Source organism: Brevundimonas sp., assembly GCF_036677305.1.
In the GTDB taxonomy this organism is placed as follows: domain Bacteria; phylum Pseudomonadota; class Alphaproteobacteria; order Caulobacterales; family Caulobacteraceae; genus Brevundimonas.
Genome location: NZ_JAKFEB010000245.1, coordinates 1 through 17,027, shown reverse-complemented (window position 1 = coordinate 17,027; position 17,027 = coordinate 1). Strand labels below are relative to the sequence as shown.

Genomic DNA, 17,027 nt, shown 5'->3' with positions numbered 1-17,027 from the left:
GGCCGGTGAACAGGTCGACGACCGCCACGCCCACCTTCATCGGCTCGGCCCCGGCGGCGCCGTCGGGCTGGCCGGTGATCGACATCAGCCCGCCCATGGCCTGGATCATATAGTCGTAGCCGGCGCGGTGGGCGTCCGGCCCGTCCTGGCCGAAGCCTGTGATCGAGCAATAGACCAGCTTCGGATTGACCTCCGACAGGGCGGCGTGGTCGAGGCCGTATTTCTTCAGACCGCCCGTCTTGAAATTCTCGACCACGACGTCACAGGTCTTCGCCAGCTCGCGGATGACCGCCGCCCCCTCGGGCGTCGCCAGGTCCAGCTCGACCGACTTCTTGCCCCGGTTGGCGCACAGGAAATAGGCCGCATCGCCCTTGGACCCGTCCGTTCTGGTGGTGAAGGGCGGCCCCCAGTGGCGGGTGTCGTCGCCGACGCCGGGCCGTTCGATCTTGATCACCTCGGCCCCGAGGTCGGCCAGCATCTGCGTCGCCCATGGCCCGGCCAGCACGCGGGACAGGTCGAGGACGCGAACGCCGGAAAGAGGGCCGTGGGTCTGGGTCATGCGGCTTGAGTAACCCGTCTCCGGGCGAGGGAGAAGGTCGCCATACCCTTTCGTCATCCTCCGGCAAGCGCAGCGAGACCGGGGGACCCAGCGGCGCCGAAGGCGATCTGTTCACGCAGGGTGACCGCGGCAGCTTCGCGCTCTCGCGCGCCGCTGGGTCCCCCGGTCTGCGCCGCGAAGTCGCGGCTTGCCGGAGGATGACGAAAGGGTACGGAGCCTACAGACCCGGATCCCAGACGCCCGCGTCGCGCATGCGGCACTCGCGCGCCTCCTTCGCCCGGCCGTCCAGCTCCTCGGCCATGCAGCAGACCGCCCGGGACACCGTCGCCTTGTGAACGCCGGGCACCAGCGCATGCATGAAGGCGCAGCCGGCCAGCTTCAGCAGCCGGAAGCCGAATCGCGACGAGGCCGCCATGTGATGGAGATAGCTCTCCTCCACCTCGCGGGGATGTTCGATAAACAGGCGATTCAGGGTGCGGATCATGATGACAGCCTAGCTGGCGACGGGCGCTGCCACTACCCGTCGGCGCCATTCTGGCCTAAACCGCGCGTCAGAACAGGGGGCCGGCGGTCAATTCCGCTCACGATCGTGCAAGGCTCCGGACACGCTCAGGAAAGACGACCCATGGCCGACGGCGCCTCCGCTTCGCACAAGACCTTCCGCTGGGACGACCCGCTGGACCTGTCCGGCCGTCTGACCGACGACGAGCGGATGATCCAGGACGCGGCGCGGTCCTACGCCCGCGAGAAGCTGCTGCCCCGCGTGGTCGAGGCCTTCCGCGACGAAACCTTCGACCGCGCCATCATGACCGAGCTGGGCGAGATGGGCTTCCTCGGCGCCATGCTGCCGGAACAGTACGGCGGCTCCTCGGTCAGCCACGTCGCCTACGGCCTGATCGCGCGCGAGATCGAGGCGGTCGACAGCGGCTACCGCTCGGCCATGTCAGTCCAGTCCTCGCTGGCCATGTGCCCCATCTACGCCTTCGGCTCTGAAGAGCAGAAGATGCGCTTCCTGCCGCGCATGGCCGCGGGGGAACTGGTCGGCTGCTTCGGCCTGACCGAGGCCGACGGCGGCTCGGACCCCGCCTCGATGAAGACCAGGGCGGTCAAGGTCGATGGCGGCTACCGGCTGAACGGCGCCAAATACTGGATCACCAATTCGCCGATCAGCGACCTGGCCGTGGTCTGGGCCAAGCTGGACGACGTCATCCGCGGCTTCATCGTCGAGCGCGGCATGGACGGCTTCACCACCGACAAGATCGGCGACAAGCTTTCCCTGCGCGCCTCCATCACCGGCGACATCGGCCTGAACGACGTCTTCGTGCCCGAAGAGAACCTGCTGCCCGGCGTGAAGGGCCTGCGCGGCCCCTTCTCCTGCCTGAACAAGGCGCGCTACGGCATCGCCTGGGGCGCGATGGGCGCGGCCGAGGCCTGTTTCCACCTGACCCGCGACTACGTCGGCGAGCGCATGCTGTTCGGCCGCCCGCTGTCGTCGCGCCAGCTGGTGCAGAAGAAGCTGGCCGACATGCAGACCGAGATCTTCCTCGGCTTCGAGGGCGCCCTGGCGCTGGGCCGGCTGCTGGACCAGGGGGCCTGGGTTCCCGAGGCCATCTCGATGATGAAACGCAACAACTGCGGCAAGGCCCTCGCCATCGCCCGCGAGGCCCGCGACATGCACGGCGGCGCCGGCATCACCGGCGAGATGCACGTCATGCGCCACGCCATGAATCTGGAGACGGTCAACACCTATGAGGGCGCCCACGATGTCCACGCCCTGATCCTGGGCCGGGCCATCACCGGCGAGAGCGCCTTCTAGGTTTCGCTTCGACAACCTGTCATTTCCCGCGCTAGGGTCGGGCGATGACGGGGAATTCAGCGATGCGGCGTTTCAATCTTCGGGCCGGCGGACTGTCCATGCTGGCGCTCGCCGCCGCGGTTCCGCTGCTGGCGGCCACGCCCGCCGCGGCCCAGCAGTCGCCGGTTCCCTTCGACGCCGAGCGCGGGGTCTTCTCCTTCGCCACCGGCCTGGAACGCGCCCTGCCCGCCGTGGTGCAGGTGACGACCCTCGGCCAGTCCGAGGGCCCCAGCTCGGGCGAGAACGAACCGCGCCCCGTGTCCAGCGGTTCGGGCGCGATCATCGACGCCCGCGAAGGCATCGTCGTCACCAACAATCACGTGGTCGAGGGCGGGCGGAAATTCACCGTCGACATGACCGACGGCCGCATCTTCGACGCCACCCTGATCGGCACCGACAAGGCCACCGACCTGGCCGTGCTGAAGATCGAGGCGACGGGCCTGTCGCAGATCGAGGTGGTCAATTCCGATTCCCTGCGCACCGGCGACCTGGCCTTCGCGGTCGGCTATCCGCTGGGTCTGGACCAGACCCTGACCATGGGCGTGATCTCGGGTCTGGGCCGCTCGGGCATGGGCGACCGGATCGAGGACTATATCCAGACCGACGCGGCGGTGAACTCGGGCAATTCGGGCGGGCCGCTGCTGGACAGCCGGGGCCGGCTGATCGGCATCAACACCTCCATCCTGTCGGGCGGCGGCGGCGGCAACGACGGCATCGCCTTCGCCGTGCCCAGCCGCATCCTGATGTATGTCGTGGCCCAGCTGCGCGAGAGCGGCGAGGTCAAGCGGGGGACCACCGGCGTCATCCTCGGCTCGCTGAACCCCGAGCGGTCGCGCGACTTCGGCCTGGGGATCGTGCGCGGCGCCGTGATCGAGGATATCGCGCCCGGCTCTTCGGCCGAGCGCGGCGGCCTGCGCCGCGGCGACGTCATCACCCGTATCCAGAATCGCTCGGTGTCGAACGCCGGCACCGTCGGCGCGACTGTCGGCATGGCCGCGCCGGGGACCCAGGTCGAGGTGGTCTATCTGCGCGACGGCCGTGAAGGCCGCACCACCGTCACCGTCGAGGCGCCGGGCGAGCGCGCCGTCGTCGCCGGCGCCGACACCGTGATCGCACGCGGGGCTGCGGTCCGTCTGGCGGGCGAAGGACTTCAGGTGTTCGCCGTCGAGGGCGGGTCCGTCGCCGCCGCGGCCGATCTGCAGGCGGGCGACATGATTCGCTCGGTCGACGGTCAGGCGATCACGGACCTGACCGCCCTGGCCCAGGCGATGGATGGAACCGGCGAACGGACCCTGTCGGTCGCGCGCGGCGAGGAAACGGTCGCGATCCGCCTGCCCTGATAACAGGACGCCGGACAGCAAAACGCCCGCTCTGCCGGAGGGGGGAGGGTGGCGGAGCGGGCGTCTCGCTTTGGAGGAAGCATCGGCCCGCCGGAGCCCTTGGTGGAGAAATCCAGGAGGGGCTGGGGGGGCTGTTCAGGATCCGGAACTGCTCCGAACTCCGACGAGCCGATGTCCCAGACTTCACCTCGCAACGGGGCGGGCGATGGGCGGAAGCGAGGCGATTTCGTGTTCCGTGCGATTTCCTCGCAAGGTTGTTCCTGCCGACACAGTGTTCGCTGAAGGGGAGTGGCGTTTCGCAAATGTCGGCGTAACCTGATGCTGATGAGCGACGCGGCGGACTTGCAGTCACAGCCCGGACCGGTCTTTTTCGACCGCAGGGAACTGGACCTGATTCTGAGGGTCTACGGCCGGATGGTCGCCGCCGCCGAATGGCGCGACTACGCCATGGTCGGGCACAGGGACGTGGCCGAGTTCGCCGTCTTCCGCCGCTCGGGCGACGCGCCCCTCTACCGCATCGAGAAACGCCCTGCCCTGCGCCTGAAACAGGGCCAGTGGGCCGTCATCGGCGAAGGCGGCCATGTGCTGCGCCGGGGCCGCGAACTGGCCCAGGTGCTGCGGGTCTTCGACAACCGCAAATTCACGATCGCGAATTGAAAAAGCCCCGGCGTTTCCGCCGGGGCTCTTCCCTGTTTTCCTGTCAGCGGGTCGTCAGCGACGGCCGCCGAAGATCGCCAGCAGGAACTGGAACATGTTGATAAAGTTGATGTACAGGCTCAGCGCACCATAGCTGGTGGCCACGCCCATGGCGTTCTGGTTACCGCCCAGGGCGTAGTAGGTCATCTTCAGCCGCTGGGTGTCATAGGCGGTCAGGCCGGCGAAGATCAGGACCCCCAGAACGCTGATGATCAGCTGCATCATCGAGTTCTGCAGGAACATGTTGACCACCGTGGCGATGATCAGGCCGATCACGCCCATGATCAGGAAGCTGCCGATGCCGGTCAGATCCTTCTTGGTGGTGTAGCCGAACAGGCTGAGCGCGCCGAAGGCGGCGGCGGTGATCAGGAAGGTCTGGACCACCGAAGCGCCCGTATAGACCAGCACCACCGTGCCCATCGAGGCGCCGATCAGGGCCACGATCAGCCAGTACAGCGCGCTGGCGCCGCCCGACGTCGGGTTCTTCATCACGAAGTTGGAGCCCAGCAGAATCACCAGCGGGGCGAAGGCGACGATCATGCCCAGCATGGTGAAGCCGCCCAGACGACCGTCCGGAGTGAGCTGATACATCAGGTCCCGAACCGGCGGATACGACCCGGTGATCCAGGCCAGGACGGCGGACACCAGCAGGCCGATGGCCACCTTGTTGTAGACGCCCAGCATGAAGCTGCGCAGGCCGGCGTCCACCGACATGTCGGCTGTCGCGGGCGCCGTATAGCCGTTTCTGAAATCGCTCATGGCGAGTTCGATCCTCCATCTGACCGGGCGATCCCGGCCTTTGCACAAATATCGGGCCGGTCCGCCCCTTCCGCAAGGAAAACCGGACTTGGGGCCTGCGTTCCCAACCGCTACCAAGGGTCGCATGATCCGGCTGTTCACCGCCCTGGCCGTTCCCGACGACGTCGCCGAGACGCTGGCGCGCCGCCAGACGGGCCTGCCCGGCGCCAAATGGCGCACCGCCGAACAGCTGCACATCACCCTGACCTTCCATGGCGAGGTGGACGGACACCGCGCGGACGATCTGGCCGTGGAACTGGAGCGGGCGGCGACGGGCGGGCCGTTCGAGATCTCGCTTCAGGGCGTCGGCGCCTTCGGCGACGGCCACCGCACCCAGACCCTGTGGGCGGGGATCGAACCCAATGAGCGGCTCGCCGTGCTGGCCGGCCGGACCCGCAGCGCCGCCGAACGGGCCGGGATCGCCGTCGAGCGCCGCGAATACCGTCCCCACCTGACGCTGGCCTATCTGAAGCCGCACGCCAATCCGGACCGGATCGGGGCCTGGATCGCCGGGCACAACCTGCTGCATTCGCCGCCGATCCGCATCGACCGGTTCGGCCTCTATTCCAGCGTCCTGACCCACGACGGCAGCCACTACGAACTCGAGCGGGAGTATCTCCTTTGACCGGACCGGTGCTTGAAACCGAACGCCTGACCCTTCGGCCCATCGCGCTGGAGGATTTTCCCCGCTGGGCCGAGATGATGGCCGATCCGGAGGCGGCGAGATTCCTCGGCGGGGCCCAGCCGGCCGCGACGGCCTGGCGCGGCTTCATGACCATGGCCGGGGCGTGGAGCCTGACGGGCGTCTCGATGTTCTCGCTGGTCGAGCGCGCAACCGGCCGATGGGTCGGCCGCATCGGCCCCTGGCAACCGCATGGCTGGCCGGGGACCGAGGTCGGCTGGGGCCTGCATCCGGACGCCCAGGGCAAGGGCTATGGCGTCGAGGCGGCGACGGCGGCGATGGATTACGCCTTCGATGTCCTGGACTGGACCGAGGTCATCCACTGCATCGATCCGGACAACATCCCGTCGCAACGGCTGGCCGAGCGCGTCGGGTCGCGGAATCAGGGCCCTACCCGCCTGCCGCCGCCCTTCCATGAGCTGACCATCGACCGCTGGGGCCAGAGCCGGGAGGAATGGCGGGCGCGGCGTCGCGGCTGAACCCGCCGGGCCTATCCATGCGTTACAAGGTCACGCTTTGACCCCGCGCCGCCATCCGCTAGGCAGGTCTGGCAATCACGAGGGTTGGTCGAATGCGCGTTCTTGTTCTGGGTGGCGACGGCTTTTGCGGCTGGCCGACGGCCTTGCACCTGTCGGCGCGAGGCTGGGATGTCTGCGTCGTCGACAACCTGAGCCGGCGCAACATCGACAACGAGCTTGAGGTCCAGTCGCTGACCCCGATCCGGACAATGGGCGAGCGCATCGCCGCCTGGAAGGACGTCAGCGGCAAGACGATCGAGTTCGTGAACATGACGGTCGGCAAGGAGTTCGACCGCCTCGTCGCCCTGATCAAGGACTGGAAGCCCGACAGCGTCGTCCATTTCGCCGAACAGCGGGCCGCGCCCTATTCGATGAAGTCGGCCCGGCACAAGCTCTACACCGTCGACAACAATCTGAACGCCACCAACCACCTGCTGGCGGCCATCGTCGAGAGCGGACTGGACGTTCACCTCGCGCACCTCGGCACCATGGGCGTCTATGGCTACACCACCGCCGGCCTGCGCATTCCCGAGGGCTATCTGAAGGTCACGGTCGACACCGACTTCGGTCCGGCCGAGCAGGAGATCCTGTTCCCGCCGAACCCGGGCTCGATCTACCACATGACCAAGACGCAGGACGCCCTGCTGTTCCAGTTCTACGCCAAGAACGACGGCGTCCGGATCACTGACCTGCACCAGGGCATCGTCTGGGGCGCCCAGACCGAAGAGACGCGTCTGGACGAGCGGCTGATCAACCGTTTCGACTACGACGGCGACTACGGCACGGTCCTGAACCGCTTCCTCATGCAGGCGGCGGTCGGCTATCCGCTGACCGTGCACGGGACCGGCGGCCAGACGCGGGCCTTCATCCACATCCAGGACACAGTGCGCTGCGTCGAACTGGCCCTGGCCAACCCGCCGAAGTCCGGCGAGCGGGTCAAGATCCTGAACCAGATGACCGAAAGCCGCCGGGTGCGCGACCTGGCCGCCATGATCGCCGACATGACCGGGGCCGAGATCCACAACGTCCCCAATCCGCGGCAGGAAGCCGACGAGAACGAACTGGTCGTGGCCAACGACCAGTTCCGCGAGCTGGGGCTCAAGCCCATCACCCTCGCCGAAGGGCTGATGCAGGACGTGACCGAGATCGCCCGCCGGTACGCCGACCGCGCGGACCTGAGCAAGGTGCCCTGCGTGTCCAGCTGGAACAGCAAGCGCGCCAGGGCGGTGCAGACCGAGCCCACCCTGACCGTTCCGCCCAAGGCGCCGGTCCACGCCCGGTCGGCGTGAACGCCTGATGTCTGACGCCCCCTCCTCCCTGCTGGTCTTCGGCGGCGGCTGGCTGGGGCAGGCCGCCGCGCGGGAGATGCTCCGGCGGGGAGGCCGGGCGGTCCTGACCAGCCGCGAGGCTGAAACCCGCGCCGCCCTGACCGCCGATGGGTTTGTCGCCGTCGATCCGGCCGACGCGGCGGCGCTGGCCGCCGCGGTCGCCGGGGCCTCGGCCATTCTGATCACCGCCCCGCCCGAGGCCAGCGGCTGCCCCGGCCTGAAGGCGCTGCTGCCCGCGATCACGGCGTCGGGGTCCTGGCCGGACTGGATCGGCTATGTCTCGTCCACCGCCGTCTACGGCGACCGCGACGGGGGCTGGGCGCTGGAGGACAGCGAGTTGAACGCCGCCAGCCTGGAAGGGGCCCGGCGGGTCCGGGCCGAACGCGACTGGCTGGACGCGGGACAGGGCATGGGGCTGACGGTGCAGCTGTTCCGGCTGCCGGCCCTGTACGGTCCCGGCCGCTCGCCGCTGGACCGGCTGCGCGACGGGACCGCGCGGCTGGTGAGGAAGCCGGGACAGGTGTTCAACCGCATCCATGTCGACGACGCGGTCTCGGGCCTGTTCGCCTCGATGGCGCGGCCCCGGCCGGGCGCGGCCTACATCCTGTGCGACGATGAACCGGCTCCCGCCGATGTGGTTATCGAGGGCGCCGCCCGCCGGCTGGGGCTGCCGGTTCCGCCCGAGGTCGACTGGCACGACCCGTCGGTCAGCGATGCGATGCGCCGCTTCTACCTGGACAGCAAACGGCTCTCGAACGCCCGCGCCAAGGCCGAACTGGGCTGGCGGCCGCGCTACGCAACCTGGCGCGAGGGGCTGGACGCCCTGATCGCAAGCGAGGACGCGCCCAGGGCGTGAGCCGCGCGGCTCACGTCAGCGCCTCCTAGAAGGGCAGCAGGTTCCGTTGGCGGCTGTAGGCCATGGTGCCGACGTTGGCGCCGAGGCGCAGGCCGACGCCGGTGCGGATGGGGGCCAGGACGATGCCGTCGGCGCGCTGGTAGTTCACGCCCAGGCCGCCGACCAGATAGGCCGAGCCCTCCACGCCGGGATAGCGGCGATAGATCATGTCGGGGTGGAACAGGCCGTAGACCAGGGTGAAGACGCGGCTGGCGTTGCCGCCCACGTCCCAGCCGATCGAAATCCCCTGCCAGAACACTTCCTGCGAAGCCGACAGGTCCTTCATATGCAGGGCGCCGCGGCCGTAGCGCAGGCCGACGCCGGCCGCGCCCGAGCCTTCCTCGCCGGCGATATAGGCGGTCGGGCGATCGCCCTGTTCGGCGAAGATGCGCTCGACGGCCCCGCCGATGGCCTCGGCCGCGATGCCCAGCTCGCGCGAACCGGCGGCGATCAGTTCGTCAGCCGTATAGGCCTGGGCCTGCTGGTCCGAGGCGATGGGATAGGCGGGATCGCTGGTCTGGCCGGTCGAGGCGCAGGCGGACAGGCCCGCGGCGCCGGCGGTGGCGGCGAGACCGGACAGGATCAGTTGGCGGCGGTGCATGGCGAATCTCTCAGCGCGAGGCGGGACAACGGGACCGTCGCCGCCTTTTGCGTCAGCCTTGCGGCGGCAAGGTTAACGAGAGCTTGCCGCGGCGCCGTCCTACGCCCGCAACGTCGCGCCGGCCTTGCCCGCGGCGGCGACGATCCGCGCCGACAACGCCTCGATCTCGGCCTCGGTCAGGGTCGCCTCGACCGGCTGGATCACGACTTCCAGCGCGACGGACTTCATGCCCTCGGGCACGCCCGCCCCGCGATAGACGTCGAACACCCGCACGTCGGCGATCAGGGCCTTGTCGGCTCCGGCCACCGCGCGCGTCAGGTCGCCGGCCGCCTTGGCGTCCTCGACCACGAAGGCGAAGTCGCGCGTCAGCGGCATGAGATTGGCGAGGTTGGCGGGGCCGCGCGCCTTGGACCGGGCGCCGCGCGGTTCGGGAACCGCGTCCAGCACGATCTCGAACGCCAGCATCGGACCGTCGGCGTCCAGCGCCTTGAGCACCCGCGGATGCAGGGCGCCGAACTCGACCATGACGGTCTTCGGACCCAGTTGCAGGCGCGCCGAGCGGCCGGGGTGCCACCAGTCGCGGTTCTGGCCCTGGACCAGTTGCAGCGAGCCCACCGGCGCGCCCAGGTCTTCCAGCAGGGCCATGAGGTCGCCCTTGAGGCCGAACAGGGCCTCCTCGGCCGCCCCGCCCCAGTGACGGGCGGAACGGGGGGCGATCAGGCCGGCGATGACGGTGCGCTGGCCCGTCGGGCTGTCGTCCAGATAGACGGGGCCGATCTCGAACAGGGCGGCGTCGGCGTGGCCGCGCGCGGCGTTGCGGGCGGCGGCCTGGATCAGGTTGGGCAGGGCCGAGGGCCGCATGCAGTCCAGATCGGCCGCGATGGGGTTCTCGACCAGCAGCCGGTCGTCGCCGCCGCCGAAGAGGGCCGCCGTCGACTGTTTGGTGAAGGACCAGGTGACGGCCTCGGCATAGCCCATGGCGGCCAGGGCCCGGCGGGCGCGGCGGACGCGGGCCTGACGCGGGTTCAGCACGCCGCGCGAGGGCGCGCCCTGATCGGGCAGCGGGGTCGACGGCAGGTCGTCGAAGCCCTGGATGCGCGCGACCTCTTCCACCAGATCGGCGGGCCCCTCGACATCGCGGCGCCAGGACGGCGGCGTCACCGTCCAGGAGGCGCCGCGCGCGATCTCGAAGCCGAGACGGGTCAGGATCTCGGCGATCCGGTCGTCGTCCAGCGACAGGCCGGTCAGCTGGCCGACGCGGGCCGGGTCGAAGGCGAAGGGCGCGGGGCTGGCCAGCGCCTGCCCGGCCACGACGACCTCGGACGGCTCGCCGCCGCACAGGTCCATGATCAGGCGGGTGGCCAGTTCCAGGCCGGGGACCATGAAGGCGGGATCGACGCCGCGGGCGAACCGGTACTGGGCGTCGGAGCTGATCGTCAGGGTCCGGCCGGTCTGGGCCGTGACGATGGGATCGAACCAGGCGCTCTCGAGGAAGACGTCGACGGTGTCGTCCGAGCAGCCGGTCGACTCGCCGCCCATGACGCCGCCGAGACCGATGGGCCGTTCGCCGGCGGCGTCGGAGATGACGCACATGGCCGGATCGACCGTATAGGTCTTGCCGTCCAGGGCGATCAGATGCTCGTGCTCGCCGGCGCCGGAGGCGACCTGGCCGCCGCGCACCACGATCTCGCCGCCGACCAGCTTGGCGGCGTCGTAGACGTGCAGGGGCCGGCAGCGGTCGTAGGCGATCAGGTTGGTGACATCGACCAGCCGGTTGATCGAGCGCAGGCCGATCGCCGTCAGCCGCTGCTGCAGCCACTCCGGCGAGGGACCGTTTTTCACGCCCCGGATCATCCGTCCGGAGAAGGTCGGGCACATCTCCGGCGCCTCGATGCGCACGGTGATCGGCGACGGATAGCTTCCGGCCACCGGAACCACCGACGGCGTCTTCAGCTGGCCCAGGCTGGCGGCGGCGAGATCGCGCGCGATGCCGGCCACGCCCAGCCAGTCAGGCCGGTTCGGCGTGACTTCGAAATCGATCACGGGCTCGGCGCCGAACACGCCGGCCGCCGGCGTTCCGACCGTCAGGTCGTCGGCCAGCTCAAGAATGCCGTCGCTTTCGTCGGCCAGCTCCAGCTCGGAGGCGGAACAGAGCATGCCGTTCGAGACCACGCCGCGCACCGGCTTCTCGACCAGGGTCACGCCCAGTCCGGGCACGAAGGCGCCGATGGGCGCATAGATGGTCGTCAGGCCGGCGCGCGCGTTCGGCGCCCCGCAGACGATCTCCTTCATCCCGTCGACGGTCTCGACCTGGCAGACCTGCAGGCGGTCGGCGTTGGGGTGGCGTTCAGCCGAAACGATCCGGGCGACGGTGAACGGCGCCAGGGCCGCGATCGGATCGTGGACCTCCTCGACTTCCAGCCCCGCCATGGTCATGGCGTCGGCCACGGCCGCGATGTCGGCGTCGGTGTCGAGGTGCTCCTTCAGCCAGGAGAGAGTGAATTTCACGCCGCGGCTCCCGGACCTGCCTGCACGCCCGCCAGCATATCGAGAGTCTGCTTCGACCCGGTGAAGCCGACGTTGTAGAACTCGCAGTTCTCGAAGGCGCAGTCGCGCAGCGGGAAGGTTCCGAGCGCCCGCGCTCCCATCGGCTGGAGCAGCAGGTTGCGGATGTCGCCGCCGCTGTCGCCGAAATTGGTGTCGTCGAAGGTGACGCCCGACGAGACCAGCACGATGGCCGGGCCCTGCAGACGGCAGCGGCGGAAGGTGCGTCCCTCGATCATGCCGGGGTGGGAGCCGCCGACGACGGCCGCATAGAGTTCGAACAGGCTGATATCCACGTCCTCGAAGACCATGGATTTCAGGTCGGTCGCCACGCGTACGGGGCGGTTGATCGGCGTATAGGCCATCAGCCGGGGTTTCCCTTGCCGCTCAGTCGGGTGCTCATTTCCTCGAGGAAATCGGGCGACCCCGTATAGGCGATCTGGACGAAACGGCAGCGCACGAAGCGGCAGTCCTGCAGGCCGATGACCCCGACCAGACGCGGTCCCTGGGGTGCGAACAGCATGGAGCGGGGATCGGTGGCCGCGCCCATGTTGCAGGCGTCGAAGGTGACGCCGTCCAGCACCGCGACCAGCGCCGGACCCTGGATCACGCAGTCGGTGAAGGTCTTGCCCCGGACGGCCGGCTCGCCGGCGTTCATCGCATGGACGGCGAGCAGGGGCAGCCAGACGACTTCCTTCTCGAAGCTGGTGCGCGCGGCGATCTCGCGCCCGAAGGTTTCGGACATCACATCGGTCATGGGAGTCTCGGTCAACTGAGGCCGCTTGCGGGGTTTGGGGCGGCGAAGGGGGAGAAGCCGTAGTGGGCCAGCCACCGGGTGTCGGCGTCGAACATCGGACGCAGGTCGGGAATGCCGTACTTCAGCATGGCCAGGCGATCCACGCCCATGCCGAAGGCGAAGCCCTGGTATTCGTCCGGATCGATGCCGCAGTTGCGCAGCACGTTGGGGTGAACCATGCCGCAGCCGAGGATCTCCATCCAGCTGTCGCCGGTGTTCAGCTTCAGCTCGCCGCCCGAGCGGTCGCAGCGGATGTCCATCTCGGCCGACGGCTCGGTGAACGGGAAATGGTGCGGGCGGAAGCGGGCGTCGACGCCGTCCACCTCGAAGAAGCGGGCGACGAAGGTCTCCAGCGTCCACTTGAGGTGGCCCATGTGGATGTCGCGGTCGATGACCAGACCCTCGACCTGGTGGAACATCGGCGTGTGGGTGGCGTCGGAGTCCTTACGGAAGGTCCGGCCGGGCGCGATGATCCGGATCGGCGGCTTCTGCGTCATCATGGTCCGCACCTGCACGGGGCTGGTGTGGGTGCGCAGCACCTTGCGCTCGCCGGTTTCGGGATCGGGCTTGAGGAAGAAGGTGTCGTGCATCTCCCGCGCCGGATGTTTCGGCGGGAAGTTCAGGGCCGTGAAATTGTGGAAGTCGTCCTCGATGTCCGGGCCCTCGGCCACGGCGAAGCCCATGTCGGCGAACAGGGCGATCATCTCGTCCATCACCTGCATGGTCGGATGCACCGAGCCCTTGCGGCGCGGACGGGCCGGCAGGGTCAGGTCGATACGCTCGGCCTGCAGCCGGATATCCAGTTCGGCGGCTTCCAGCTCGGCCTTGCGGGCGGCCAGGGCCGACGAAACGCGGTCGCGCAGGCCGTTGATGACCGGGCCCTGTTCACGCCGTTCGTCGGGGCTCAGCGCGCCCATGCCCTTCAGCAGGCCGGAGATGGATCCGGACTTGCCCAGCGACGCGACGCGCAATTCCTCGACCGCCGCCGCGGTCTCCGCGCCGCCGATGGCGTTGATCAGGTCGAGTTCGAGTTTGGCGAGGTCGGTCATGGTCGCAGTCGTCTAGCGGTCCGGAGCGGTTTCGTCACCCGGTCAGGCGTCGCTTGCTCAGTTCTGAGCTCCGTAGGCCTCGACAATCCATTTCGGCGGCTCGGGCTCCCAGCGGATCGGCCGGCCTTCGCTGAACGTCCAACGGTGCAGCCACGAGACGCCGTTGGCCCGCACATAGTCGTCCGCATGGGCATAGACGGGATCGGCCAGCGCCTCGTCCAGCGTCACGAAGCGATAGCCCCGCGCCAGATACAGGGCGTGAATCCGGGGGTACCAGTCGCGGTTCAGCGTATGGGCGTGGAGCAGCAGCACCTGCGCCGGCTCGCGCCCGCCGGTCAGTTCGGCGCTGTACGGCTCCCAGTGATCCAGCACCGCGGTCATGTGGGCGACGTAGGCCTCGCCGATCCGGGTCTTCAGGGTCTCATCTCCCGCGGCCTCGGCCCTGCGATAGACGGCGGCGAACATCCAGTCGTTGTTGTCGATCGTCACGGGCGCGACCTGATAGCCCCGCTCCCCCAGACCCGCGGCGATAGCGGCCTTCTTCTCCGGGGTCTCGCCCGTGAACAGGTAGGGATGGCGGAAGAATCGCAGCGACCGGCCGCGCGCCGCCAGAGCCGCCCGGCTGGCGGGAGCGCCCGCGTCGACGTCGGCCAGATACGCCTCCACCGTGCTGCGATGGATATTGATGTGGGTCGCGGTGTGGTTGCCGAGGTCGAGCCCCGCATCGAGCCAGACACCCAGCAAGGCCGGCAGCAGGGTCGCTCTCTGCGCTTCGCAGACCTTGCCCTCGTTGACGAACACGGCCGCCCGGCTCTCCAGGGGCCGGAGCATGTCGACAAAGCCCTCGGTGAGCGCCATCGCCCGGGCCGGATCGCAAAGCTCGGCGTCCGCCGCCTGGTACGGCAGGTCGTCGAAGGTGACGGCCACGGCCCGGCTCTGCCCCCATGCGGGCGTCGACAGCAGGCAGGCGGCGAGCGCCGCGAGGATCGATCGTGCGAACATCCGTCGAGCCTATCCGTTCGCGGCAGAAACGAAAACGCCCGCCCCGGAGACCGGAGCGGGCGTTTCGAAAGCTGTGCGTCAGACCCGCTATCAGGCGGTCTTCAGCGCGTCCCGGACCTTGTCGGCGATCGCCTTGAAGGCGGCTTCGTCAGCGGCCATCGAGGCCAGGACCTTGCGGTCCAGTTCGATGCCGGCTTCGCCGAGGCCGTGGATGAACTGCGAATAGGTGAAGCCTTCCAGACGGGCGGCGGCGTTGATGCGCTGGATCCACAGGGCGCGGAACGAACGCTTCTTGTTGCGGCGGTCGCGGTAGGCGTATTGCCCGGCGCGATCGACGGCGGCCTTGGCCGTGCGGATGGTGTTCTTGCGGCGGCCGTAGAAACCCTTGGCCTGCTTGAGAACCTTCTTGTGCTTGGCGTGGGACGTTACGCCCCGTTTGACGCGAGCCATGTCGCTATCCTTTCAAATTCAATGCGTGGAGATCAGTCGAACAGCGCGCGCCGATCAGGCGTACGGCATGTAGGATTTGATCTTCTTGGCGTCGGCGTCGGCCATGACCGAGGTGCCGCGGTTCTGGCGGATGTATTTGCTGTTGTGGCTGATCAAGCGGTGACGCTTGCCAGCAACGCCGGCCTTTACCTTGCCAGTGGCCGTGAATTTGAAGCGCTTCTTGGCGCCCGACTTCGTCTTAAGTTTCGGCATTTTCACTCTCTTTTTGAGTGGGTTACCAGTTCGTCGGACCTTGTGAGCCGTCAGAATGGGAACCCTGATGAGAACTGCCCAGGCATGCCTGTTCGCCCGGCAGTTCGGTACGCGAAGGCGCGGCTTCTAGGCCAGCCGGCGCTCAAACGCAAGCGGAGTCTAGCGAGCGGCCTCCGCAACGGCCGCCGCCGCGGCCTGTCCGCGCCGCAGCGCGCGGCCGGCGTTGATGGCCATCACGGCCGCGGGAACCGTCAGGGCGGCGCCGACCAGGAAGGGCCAGTCGTGGCCAACGCCGGAGAACAGCGCCCCGGCGAACATCGGCCCGAAGATCCGCGCGATCGAGCCCGAGGCCATGTTCAGTCCCAGCATGGCCCCCTGCCGGTCCGGGGGCGTGGCGCGGCTGATCATCGCCGAGATGTTCGGCATGGCCAGCGACATGCCGCAGGCCCCGATCGCCATGATCATGGGAATGATCCAGCCCTGCACGATCGGCAGGGTCACGGCGCCGAGATCGAGGGTGAAGGCGGGGAACCACGCCACAGGGGCGAGCACCTGGGCGACCAGCGAGGCTCCGAACAGCAGCATTCCCGTCGCCAGCACCCGCGTCTCGCCGAACCGGCGCGCCAGCCGTCCCGTCAGCACGCCCTGGTTCACGGCCGAGACGATGCCGACGACCATGAAGCTGAGACCGACCTCGCGGGCGCCCCAGGCGTAGCGGCTCTCGGCCCACAGGCCGAACACGCTCTCCATGGCGGAGAAGCCCGCCATATAGATCAGGGTGACCATCAGGACGCGCGACACCACCGGATTGGCCCGCGCGTCCCGCAGGCCGGCGAGGAAGGCGGGTCGGGGCGCGGCCGGATCAGCCTTCGCACGGCTCTCCCTGAGGAACAGGACCACGCCGACGGCGGCCAGGAGCGCCAGACCCGAGGCCACGAAGATCGGCAGCTGATAGCCGAGCTGGCCAAGCTGCGGCTGGGTCAGGATTCCACCCAGTCCCGGCCCGACGATGAAGCCCAGGCCGAAGGCCGCGCCGATCATGCCCATCCGCCCTGCCCGCTCGGCCGGCGGGGTGACGTCCGCGATATAGCCCTGGACCGTGGAGATGTTCCCGGCTCCGAGCCCTGTGAACAGCCGCACCGCGATGGCCAGCCAGATGTCCGGCACGAAGGCCAGCGCCAGATAGCCGACGGCGTTGGCCACGAGGGTCATGAGCAGGACCGGCTTTCGCCCGATCCGGTCCGACAACCGGCCCCAGAACGGCTCGGCGAAGAACTGGCCCAGCGAATAGGCCGAGAACATCAGGGTGATCTGCCAGGCTTCGGCGTCGAGGGTCTGGGCGAAGAAGGGCAGCAGCGGCACGACCAGTCCGAAGCCGACCAGATTGATGAAGACGGTCAGGAACAGCACCATCAGGGCCGGCGCCCGGGGCTTCACGTACGACGGCTCGGTCTGGCTCATGGTCCAGCCTTAGCCTGTCGCGGCGGATACGAAAACGCCCCGGCCGTTCCCGGTCGGGGCGTTCTGCAATCCTGAAATCGTCGGGCCTATTTCGGCGCGAGGATCATGATCATCTGGCGGCCTTCCATACGCGGCGCGTATTCGACCTTGGCGACCTCGTCGAAGTCGGCCTGGACCTTGTTCAACAGCTTCATGCCCAGT

General features: G+C 68.7%; 19 protein-coding genes and 1 pseudogene. 7 read left to right on the top strand and 13 right to left on the bottom strand.

Annotation, left to right across the window (positions count from 1 at the left end; genetic code table 11):
- Both V6M42_RS14180 and V6M42_RS14175 read right to left on the bottom strand, forming a co-directional pair.
- The coding region (locus tag V6M42_RS14180; RefSeq protein WP_332679104.1) for a CaiB/BaiF CoA transferase family protein at positions 1-559 on the bottom strand (559 nt) is incomplete at its 3' end.
- A 217-nt stretch (positions 560-776) separates the two neighbouring features.
- Positions 777-1,043: a DUF6356 family protein gene (locus V6M42_RS14175; protein WP_332659819.1), complete on the bottom strand. Its 267-nt coding sequence runs from the start codon at positions 1,041-1,043 to the stop codon at positions 777-779.
- 141 nt (positions 1,044-1,184) lie between these two features.
- Between V6M42_RS14175 and V6M42_RS14170 the strand changes: the two genes are divergently transcribed.
- The 3 genes from V6M42_RS14170 to V6M42_RS14160 all read left to right on the top strand — a co-directional run bounded on the left by V6M42_RS14170 (position 1,185) and on the right by V6M42_RS14160 (position 4,411).
- On the top strand, positions 1,185-2,375 hold the full coding sequence (locus V6M42_RS14170) for an acyl-CoA dehydrogenase (protein ID WP_332679102.1): 1,191 nt from the start codon (positions 1,185-1,187) through the stop codon (positions 2,373-2,375).
- Between the two features lie 62 nt (positions 2,376-2,437).
- Positions 2,438-3,754, top strand: coding sequence for a trypsin-like peptidase domain-containing protein (locus V6M42_RS14165; RefSeq protein ID WP_332679101.1), 1,317 nt, complete (start codon positions 2,438-2,440; stop codon positions 3,752-3,754).
- Positions 3,755-4,078: 324 nt separating this feature from the next.
- Entirely contained in the window at positions 4,079-4,411 is a 333-nt protein-coding gene (locus V6M42_RS14160) for a DUF2794 domain-containing protein (protein ID WP_332679106.1), read from the top strand.
- 54 nt (positions 4,412-4,465) lie between these two features.
- On the opposite strand, the gene V6M42_RS14155 is transcribed toward V6M42_RS14160, so the two are convergent.
- Positions 4,466-5,209, bottom strand: coding sequence for a Bax inhibitor-1/YccA family protein (locus V6M42_RS14155; RefSeq protein WP_332659814.1), 744 nt, complete (start codon positions 5,207-5,209; stop codon positions 4,466-4,468).
- Between the two features lie 124 nt (positions 5,210-5,333).
- Between V6M42_RS14155 and thpR the strand changes: the two genes are divergently transcribed.
- From thpR to V6M42_RS14135, 4 genes are all read left to right on the top strand, one after another.
- Complete coding sequence (thpR, locus tag V6M42_RS14150; protein ID WP_332679100.1) at positions 5,334-5,873, top strand: RNA 2',3'-cyclic phosphodiesterase; 540 nt, start codon at positions 5,334-5,336, stop codon at positions 5,871-5,873.
- Positions 5,874-5,881: 8 nt separating this feature from the next.
- The gene (locus V6M42_RS14145; RefSeq protein WP_332679098.1) at positions 5,882-6,409 is read left to right on the top strand and encodes a GNAT family N-acetyltransferase; all 528 of its coding nucleotides are present in this window, start codon (positions 5,882-5,884) and stop codon (positions 6,407-6,409) included.
- 92 nt (positions 6,410-6,501) lie between these two features.
- Entirely contained in the window at positions 6,502-7,737 is a 1,236-nt protein-coding gene (locus tag V6M42_RS14140; protein WP_332659808.1) for an NAD-dependent epimerase/dehydratase family protein, read from the top strand.
- Positions 7,738-7,744: 7 nt separating this feature from the next.
- The gene (locus tag V6M42_RS14135) at positions 7,745-8,632 is read left to right on the top strand and encodes an NAD-dependent epimerase/dehydratase family protein (RefSeq protein WP_332679096.1); all 888 of its coding nucleotides are present in this window, start codon (positions 7,745-7,747) and stop codon (positions 8,630-8,632) included.
- A 25-nt stretch (positions 8,633-8,657) separates the two neighbouring features.
- Here V6M42_RS14135 and V6M42_RS14130 read toward each other — a convergent pair whose 3' ends face one another.
- From V6M42_RS14130 to V6M42_RS14085, 10 genes and pseudogenes are all read right to left on the bottom strand, one after another.
- The gene (locus tag V6M42_RS14130) at positions 8,658-9,272 is read right to left on the bottom strand and encodes a DUF1134 domain-containing protein (protein ID WP_332659805.1); all 615 of its coding nucleotides are present in this window, start codon (positions 9,270-9,272) and stop codon (positions 8,658-8,660) included.
- 99 nt (positions 9,273-9,371) lie between these two features.
- Positions 9,372-11,780 carry a phenylalanine--tRNA ligase subunit beta gene (pheT, locus tag V6M42_RS14125; protein WP_332679094.1) on the bottom strand — a complete coding sequence of 803 codons (2,409 nt, stop codon included), beginning with the start codon at positions 11,778-11,780 and terminating at the stop codon, positions 9,372-9,374.
- Entirely contained in the window at positions 11,777-12,181 is a 405-nt protein-coding gene (locus V6M42_RS14120) for a hypothetical protein (protein WP_332659802.1), read from the bottom strand. The genes pheT and V6M42_RS14120 overlap by 4 nt, the downstream gene beginning before the upstream one ends.
- Entirely contained in the window at positions 12,181-12,573 is a 393-nt protein-coding gene (locus V6M42_RS14115; protein WP_332659800.1) for a hypothetical protein, read from the bottom strand. Before V6M42_RS14115 ends, V6M42_RS14120 begins: the two co-directional genes overlap by 1 nt.
- An 11-nt stretch (positions 12,574-12,584) precedes the next feature.
- Positions 12,585-13,661 (bottom strand): phenylalanine--tRNA ligase subunit alpha, encoded by a 1,077-nt coding sequence (pheS, locus tag V6M42_RS14110; protein WP_332659798.1) that lies wholly within the window; start codon positions 13,659-13,661, stop codon positions 12,585-12,587.
- A gap of 57 nt (positions 13,662-13,718) precedes the next feature.
- Complete coding sequence (locus V6M42_RS14105) at positions 13,719-14,663, bottom strand: polysaccharide deacetylase family protein (protein WP_332679091.1); 945 nt, start codon at positions 14,661-14,663, stop codon at positions 13,719-13,721.
- A 90-nt stretch (positions 14,664-14,753) separates the two neighbouring features.
- The gene (rplT, locus tag V6M42_RS14100; RefSeq protein WP_332659795.1) at positions 14,754-15,113 is read right to left on the bottom strand and encodes a 50S ribosomal protein L20; all 360 of its coding nucleotides are present in this window, start codon (positions 15,111-15,113) and stop codon (positions 14,754-14,756) included.
- Between the two features lie 54 nt (positions 15,114-15,167).
- On the bottom strand, positions 15,168-15,365 hold the full coding sequence (rpmI, locus tag V6M42_RS14095; RefSeq protein WP_003166435.1) for a 50S ribosomal protein L35: 198 nt from the start codon (positions 15,363-15,365) through the stop codon (positions 15,168-15,170).
- A 159-nt stretch (positions 15,366-15,524) separates the two neighbouring features.
- Entirely contained in the window at positions 15,525-16,826 is a 1,302-nt protein-coding gene (locus V6M42_RS14090; RefSeq protein WP_332679089.1) for an MFS transporter, read from the bottom strand.
- 86 nt (positions 16,827-16,912) lie between these two features.
- Positions 16,913-17,027: pseudogene (locus V6M42_RS14085) on the bottom strand (translation initiation factor IF-3); the annotation flags it as partial.

What these genes read in the sequence shown, in the direction of transcription:
- V6M42_RS14175 (WP_332659819.1), bottom strand. Translation starts at nt 1,043, where the DNA reads ATGATCCGCACCCTGAATCGCCTGTTTATCGAACATCCCCGCGAGGTG.
- V6M42_RS14170 (WP_332679102.1), top strand. Translation starts at nt 1,185, where the DNA reads ATGGCCGACGGCGCCTCCGCTTCGCACAAGACCTTCCGCTGGGACGAC.
- V6M42_RS14165 (WP_332679101.1), top strand. Translation starts at nt 2,438, where the DNA reads ATGCGGCGTTTCAATCTTCGGGCCGGCGGACTGTCCATGCTGGCGCTC.
- V6M42_RS14160 (WP_332679106.1), top strand. Translation starts at nt 4,079, where the DNA reads ATGAGCGACGCGGCGGACTTGCAGTCACAGCCCGGACCGGTCTTTTTC.
- V6M42_RS14155 (WP_332659814.1), bottom strand. Translation starts at nt 5,209, where the DNA reads ATGAGCGATTTCAGAAACGGCTATACGGCGCCCGCGACAGCCGACATG.
- thpR (WP_332679100.1), top strand. Translation starts at nt 5,334, where the DNA reads ATGATCCGGCTGTTCACCGCCCTGGCCGTTCCCGACGACGTCGCCGAG.
- V6M42_RS14140 (WP_332659808.1), top strand. Translation starts at nt 6,502, where the DNA reads ATGCGCGTTCTTGTTCTGGGTGGCGACGGCTTTTGCGGCTGGCCGACG.
- V6M42_RS14135 (WP_332679096.1), top strand. Translation starts at nt 7,745, where the DNA reads ATGTCTGACGCCCCCTCCTCCCTGCTGGTCTTCGGCGGCGGCTGGCTG.
- V6M42_RS14130 (WP_332659805.1), bottom strand. Translation starts at nt 9,272, where the DNA reads ATGCACCGCCGCCAACTGATCCTGTCCGGTCTCGCCGCCACCGCCGGC.
- V6M42_RS14120 (WP_332659802.1), bottom strand. Translation starts at nt 12,181, where the DNA reads ATGGCCTATACGCCGATCAACCGCCCCGTACGCGTGGCGACCGACCTG.
- V6M42_RS14115 (WP_332659800.1), bottom strand. Translation starts at nt 12,573, where the DNA reads ATGACCGATGTGATGTCCGAAACCTTCGGGCGCGAGATCGCCGCGCGC.
- pheS (WP_332659798.1), bottom strand. Translation starts at nt 13,661, where the DNA reads ATGACCGACCTCGCCAAACTCGAACTCGACCTGATCAACGCCATCGGC.
- V6M42_RS14105 (WP_332679091.1), bottom strand. Translation starts at nt 14,663, where the DNA reads ATGTTCGCACGATCGATCCTCGCGGCGCTCGCCGCCTGCCTGCTGTCG.
- rplT (WP_332659795.1), bottom strand. Translation starts at nt 15,113, where the DNA reads ATGGCTCGCGTCAAACGGGGCGTAACGTCCCACGCCAAGCACAAGAAG.
- rpmI (WP_003166435.1), bottom strand. Translation starts at nt 15,365, where the DNA reads ATGCCGAAACTTAAGACGAAGTCGGGCGCCAAGAAGCGCTTCAAATTC.
- V6M42_RS14090 (WP_332679089.1), bottom strand. Translation starts at nt 16,826, where the DNA reads ATGAGCCAGACCGAGCCGTCGTACGTGAAGCCCCGGGCGCCGGCCCTG.